This window comes from Pedobacter sp. PLR (assembly GCF_026239675.1).
Classification (GTDB): domain Bacteria; phylum Bacteroidota; class Bacteroidia; order Sphingobacteriales; family Sphingobacteriaceae; genus Pedobacter.
The window spans coordinates 146,995-152,994 of record NZ_JAPIVQ010000012.1 but is presented as its reverse complement, the minus strand read 5'-3'; the positions used below and the strand labels follow the sequence as shown (position 1 = coordinate 152,994).

The window sequence follows — 6,000 nt, the reverse complement described above, 5'->3', positions numbered from 1 at the left end:
TATAGGGTTGTTTTTTTACTTTTCTTAAGGATTCCCCTGATAAACTTATGCGGTGCGCGCGCCATGGACAAGTCGATCCAGTATTGCATCCGTAATTGTTCCTTCACCAATTACTTCGTACCATGTGCTTACCGGGAGCTGAGATGCAATAATAGTCGCTTTCTTATTTTGTCTGTCCTCAATAATTTCCATTAACAGATCTCTTTGCGGTTTATCAAGGTTCTGAAGACCAAAGTCATCAAGGATTGTCTCGTCAGTCAAAAGTGGACAATACCATTAAGTAATTGGGGTGTTACTGCACAAAAACTTGCAATTTCGTTTCCTGATCGGATGGTGCTAGATTTGAACTAAAATGAACAAGGCGGTAACTCTAATGAATCACCGCCCTGACACAGTTTATTTTACATACCGAAACAAACTGTGTCAACTGGTTAATTATTAACTTAGAGACACAGTTTATTTTACACCCTCTTATAGGTAAAACGGAAACGATTGAAGAACTTACTCAAGGATCTTTCCAAAGCTTTGCTCTAGACTCATTTCTCTAATTTTATTTAACCAGTCATAAATCATGGTAGGGTTGTATTTTAATTTACCACTTTCATCTTTCTCTTTTTCTAAAGAAATGGCCATAAGTGCATATTCGTTTTCAATTGAGGTTGAGAATATTCCTTGATCATCAGTGTTTATTGAAACTGATATTTGAGGACAATCTTTTAATGCATGTGTATTAATCTCAAGTCCAAGATTATAAAATCTGGAAATTGGATGCTTAGCATACCGTTTGAAGGTTCCAATCAAGTAATTTGATGTTGGATTACATTCAATTGAAATGTTTTTATTTTTAAAATCACGCAACATCTCTATCTGGACTTCCTGTACTAGGGAGATGTAGTCACTTGAAATGTCGAATTGTTTTATTTTTTTTCCTTCGTCCCTTACTTTAGGATTAAAGTGATATTGTTGATATAAAAATTTCACATCGATATTGTTGCGAATATTTTTTTCCTTGGGATACTCCTCATTTATTCGACACCTTTCCCAATAGGTCAAATTAACTTTTTCATATATATCTTCGTCGAGTTTATCTAAATACAAATTTGGGTCATCTCCTCTTAATTTCCACGATTCATAATATGTCGTTTGATGAAAGTGCTTGTTTTTAAATTCAGTTTCATTTGCAAAGCTCGATCGAAAAATTTCTTGAAAAAGGTTTTCATAAAGCTTCTCGAGTCTATTAACCTCACCTCTAAAAGAACTAATGCCAAATTTTCTTATTTTAGCTAATAACCAAACGATATTATCCAATACAACCTGTTTTGGTAACACAAGTTTATTCTTTTTAAAATTATAATACTCTTTGACGTCTATGCCTAACGCAAGGCCATGCCCTATTCTATCACCTTGTGATAAGTTCAAGAAAACGATACATTCATTTATAGCTCTAAGCCCATCGACTATATCATAAAAGTCTTCACCTACATGATATGTTGCAGATATTTTATGTTCTGTGAGATTATCTTTTAAATGATTCAGCGTTCCTCTTAATTTATGATGTTTTAAATATCTAAATCCCTGGGCAAAAACTTCTGGCTGAGCATCAAACTCATTCGAAGCCGAATCTATACCACGAATTAGTTCAGATGTATGGTAGTTTTTCTCTCTAAGTGTACTAATGGCGATTGACTGTTTTTTTATTTTATCACGAAGGATTTTATGTCGGCAACCGATGTAGTTGGCAATCGAATTGGCTTTTACGTTGTCTTGTTCTTTGATATAATGAATGGTATAAAAGTGTTTTTGAGGTTTTTTCGCTTTGGGAGTATTGTCGATCTGGAAATTCTTCAACGATTTAATTGCTTTCTTATCAATAGTTCTATTGTATGTATCTATACTATTATCTAGTAACAAATAGTTGTCTTTAGGTGCCACCCGAACTTCAAACGATTTTATTTCACTATGAGTCAGTGTATCATTAACAGCTAGATTAACAAACGCCGTATGATATACACTATTATCATGAAGAAAATATTCCTTTCTATTTTGATATTTCGAGAAATTTCCAAACCCAACTTTGTCATTCACCTGGATTAATTCCGACCGAAAGTTCTGTTTTATTAAAAGGTAGCTATGAAATAAGTGTTGGTAAGGCTTGAATGATTGATCGTTGAAGTAAATCTTTCTAAAACATTCATAAAGCAATTTCCGTTCTCCATAAAAAACAAATGAATGATCGAAATTTTGGCAATGAATATTCTTTGGTATTGCATAATCTATAACTACTTCATCATTATGATGCTTGAATACATGTCCATTAAGGTGTTTTGTTACATTAATCTCCCTTTTAAGATCGCTTAGTCTTAATGTTAGGTCATAAGAATCCGAAAAGTTTGATTGCTGTTCAATATCAATATGTAAGTTAGTTGGAAAATTGTTTATAAAATTAAACAATTTCCATCGGATATAAGCAGCCTTGAAAACCAAGACCTGTATATCTTTTTTCGAACTATCAAAGGAGTTCGAATAAGACGTAGCCAATTTAGTCTCTTTAATCAAGTCATTAAATCCCTTAGTATGATTACTGATATTATTCATCAGATTTAACCAACTTAAATCAAACACAGGACCAGAGCCTTTTAAGTGGAAATGGTTTTCGGCAAGTCCCTTTTTTAAAATAGTTTTAAGCCTCTTATTGTTAGAAAAGGTAGTAGGTCTCCACGAGAAAAAGTCTCTATTTCTCTGTGACAAATTATCTGAGTATGCAAAATATGCACAGACAAGTATATCTTCACCTAAATTGTATGATAAATCACGCCATTTGAGTAGGTGCTCATATTTAACAAAAGGTTCAAGATTCTCTTCGATTAAAACTTGATTATTAAAGTGGGTCAGGATATTGAAGAAATTCTCGTTTGATTTTTTATTTAAAGGAAAGAACCAATCGTTTTCCAACTTCAAAAACACGTTTTGAATTTCATCGATACTGTGATTTGGAAATCCGACAAATGCATTTTCTAAGAAAGTGTTATTTGTAATGTAATCCTGTTTCTTTTTTAAAACCTGATCTGGACATAAGTTTCCAAAAAGGAGCTTTATTGATGCCCTAAGATTGTCCATTTAATGTTTTTTGTAAGTAGTCTTTTAAATCTTTTTTTGCTTGCTCTACCTTTGATGGATCTTTTGAAGTTAACAATGGCTTGAAGGCCGACAACTCATCAATAAACCTTGAGGTAGTGTCTATAGCATCAATTTCATTTATTATAGTGGAAAGCGTTTGTATTTTGAAATCAGGCCTTCTTCTAATCCTACCATTTAATTTTTCCAATTTTTCGAAAATTTCCTTTCTTTTATTTAACGAATCAACTCTATCAGCGCTGTTCTTTTCATATAATTTATTAATTACAGATATTAAATCGGCAGTAATAAAAGACTCAATATTGTCAAAATCAAATAAACTCTCATCTAAAACAAAGATGTTGTTGTCATGATTATATTTTGCAAACGATTGAATCAATGGATGAGAAATATACTCCGTCAAAAGATCTTTGCCTAAGAAGCCATAATCTTCAATCATTTCGTTAAGTGCCGCAATACCTCCGTTGATCAGATAAAAAGAGATTGTATCAAAATATTCCGTAGGAAGTTTTGATTTATAGTCTACTATATATATGTTTATGCGTCTAAAAAACTCATGTAAAAACATGACGTTATTTAGCTGTTGAATTAGCTTATTATCATCACTCCAAGCCTCCAACAAGGGGAGTATTTCGATTTCATCGTTATGAGTTTGATTTAACGTGTTAAGGTTAAGAGCACCAAATGTAGAATTAGCCAAAAAGGCAATAGGACTAAAGATTCCATTTTCAAATTGAAAATCAGGTTTAAAGAAGGGAGAAGAAGAGGCTCTTCTGTAAGACTTATTCTTTCCTGTGATATGGATAAATAAACTTAAAATGAACTTTTCTTGAGGCGTTTTTAATTCATCATTTATATCTTTCAATGTGTAATTAAACTCTACCCAATCACGTTTTTTTTTGCCCCCGTCAACTCTGAATAATCTATACACGCCACTGTAAATGCCCCCTAACAAATTGTTATTGCTCGCCGTGGCTTTTTCCTGACTTCTGATCGAATAATATATTTTGATAAAATCAATAAATTTATTGTTTTTATCGTCGTCAAATGGAATTAGAGCTTCAAAGTGTCTCAAAAACGCATGGACATCTCCAATTGAGACGTTATCTGGGTTAGTACCTTCAGAAATTTCTTTAATTATAGTTTCATCAATGAATAGCGACGAGGTGAAAGATATTTGAGGCTGCCCTATTAATTTTATTAAATATTTGAGCTTAAGAACGACATATAAATTTAAGTTATAATTATTTCTGCTATCTATTTCATCAAAAATATCTGGATAAATATTCTCCTTCTTTATTGTTGATAGCAGATATCGTTTTAATTGCTCTAACTTATCATGCTCGACGATTATATTGAAAAATTCTTGTAATTCTCGTAGAGTTTTAGGCATCAGCGAATTAAATCTATATTTCGACTTGCTTATGAAAAGTTTATGATTCGTATATAAAAGGTCTAAGATGACCGTTTGAATATCTTCCTCTTCATTATTAAAGATCGATTCATTATTCCGGTCAATTATTTCAAAAGTTTTATTTTTGACATCGTTTAACTCAGGAAGATCACACCTTTTACTAAACGGAATTAATTTGTCTAAATACCTATTGGCCTTGTTTAAATTGTCACTAGTATCGGTCTTTAATTCTTGGTCATAATGATTACGTAGAGCATCTCGTAATTGCTCTAATCTGCAGGAAATAAGTAGTATAATTTTTCTCTGGATTAGGAATTGACGAATATCTTCAAGCATGTCATATGCCCCAGTTATGTTTAAATCAAAATCATCAATAGCAATAACCAGAAAATCCTTACAAAGGAATTCTTTTAGGTACGTCTCTACTAAATCTTGAAATGCTTTTTTTAGATTACTGCTTGTAGCTAAATTACTTAACGCTTCTATTGTTTCTTGTTTAAATAGGTCGTTTCTATCTCCCTTAATGATCTTCAAATTATCAAATACGATTTGGAAATAGGTTAGAATTCGTCTTCGATCATCATCAGAAATTTTACAATTTGGATCCTTTATAGCCATTTGGAATTTCGAGAACATCTTTGCAATGATTATCTCAAATAAACTTTCCTTTCCTCTAAAAAGTGAAGGATCTATTACGTCTATTGTTCCAAATGTTTTTTTGTTGACTAAAGGGAGAACTTCATTACTATAGGATGTTTCATGTTTCTTTGTGTTATTCTCGTCCATCTCGACTAGAGAATTCATAAATGATATCATCGATGATGACTTTCCCTTGCCCCGTTCTCCTGTGAAGGCAATAATATTATTATATTCATCATATTTAAAATCGCCTGAAGATTGCTTTATAATTTCATTAACAATTTTAGCAGCATTATCATAGACTTCTTTGAAAATGGAATTTTTAAATTCACTACCATTTTCAATTTTCACTTTATATTCGTCGTTTAGATCGATTATTAATTTGGACATGTATTGAGGGTTGTTAATTAAATAATAGGTTAAATATGTATTAAATAACGTAGATTTCGAACAAAAAAGAATATTATTGATAAATAACGGCAGGTATTATGGAATTCCGGTTGAATAAGTTTTTTTGACAGTAATATTATCAGTAAAACTAAAAAACCACTGTAATCTCTTGATTTACAGTGGTTTTGTTTTTATTTGGTGATCCCGCTGGGATTCATACTTAGTGTGAAAATTAACGTTTATTCTTTATCTGGGAGGTTTTGGAATTGGTACTCACAGAATCGCTCACCTTTATTTTGTACGTTTTAGCTGCAAATGCTATCTTATGAAGATAATTATGTTTTAAAATAGTATCATAGATTTCTGGAAATTTATTGTTATGAGTTAGCATTAATGGGTAATTTTGCAGGACTGGGATTCAG

At 31.8% G+C, this 6,000-nt stretch carries 3 protein-coding genes; all 3 read right to left on the bottom strand.

Features of this window, described 5'->3' with window-relative positions; all coding sequences use genetic code 11:
• Positions 1–45: 45 nt before the first annotated feature.
• Positions 46–192, bottom strand: coding sequence for an ATP-binding protein (locus OQX61_RS24365; RefSeq protein ID WP_323670633.1), 147 nt, complete (start codon positions 190–192; stop codon positions 46–48).
• Between the two features lie 309 nt (positions 193–501).
• Positions 502–3,117 carry a hypothetical protein gene (locus tag OQX61_RS23760; protein WP_265844336.1) on the bottom strand — a complete coding sequence of 872 codons (2,616 nt, stop codon included), beginning with the start codon at positions 3,115–3,117 and terminating at the stop codon, positions 502–504.
• Positions 3,104–5,578, bottom strand: coding sequence for a hypothetical protein (locus tag OQX61_RS23755; RefSeq protein ID WP_265844335.1), 2,475 nt, complete (start codon positions 5,576–5,578; stop codon positions 3,104–3,106). The genes OQX61_RS23760 and OQX61_RS23755 overlap by 14 nt, the downstream gene beginning before the upstream one ends.
• Positions 5,579–6,000 lie beyond the last annotated feature (422 nt).

Coding starts and splice junctions, on each gene's coding strand:
- OQX61_RS24365 (WP_323670633.1), bottom strand. CDS start 192: ATGGAAATTATTGAGGACAGACAAAATAAGAAAGCGACTATTATTGCA.
- OQX61_RS23760 (WP_265844336.1), bottom strand. CDS start 3,117: ATGGACAATCTTAGGGCATCAATAAAGCTCCTTTTTGGAAACTTATGT.
- OQX61_RS23755 (WP_265844335.1), bottom strand. CDS start 5,578: ATGTCCAAATTAATAATCGATCTAAACGACGAATATAAAGTGAAAATT.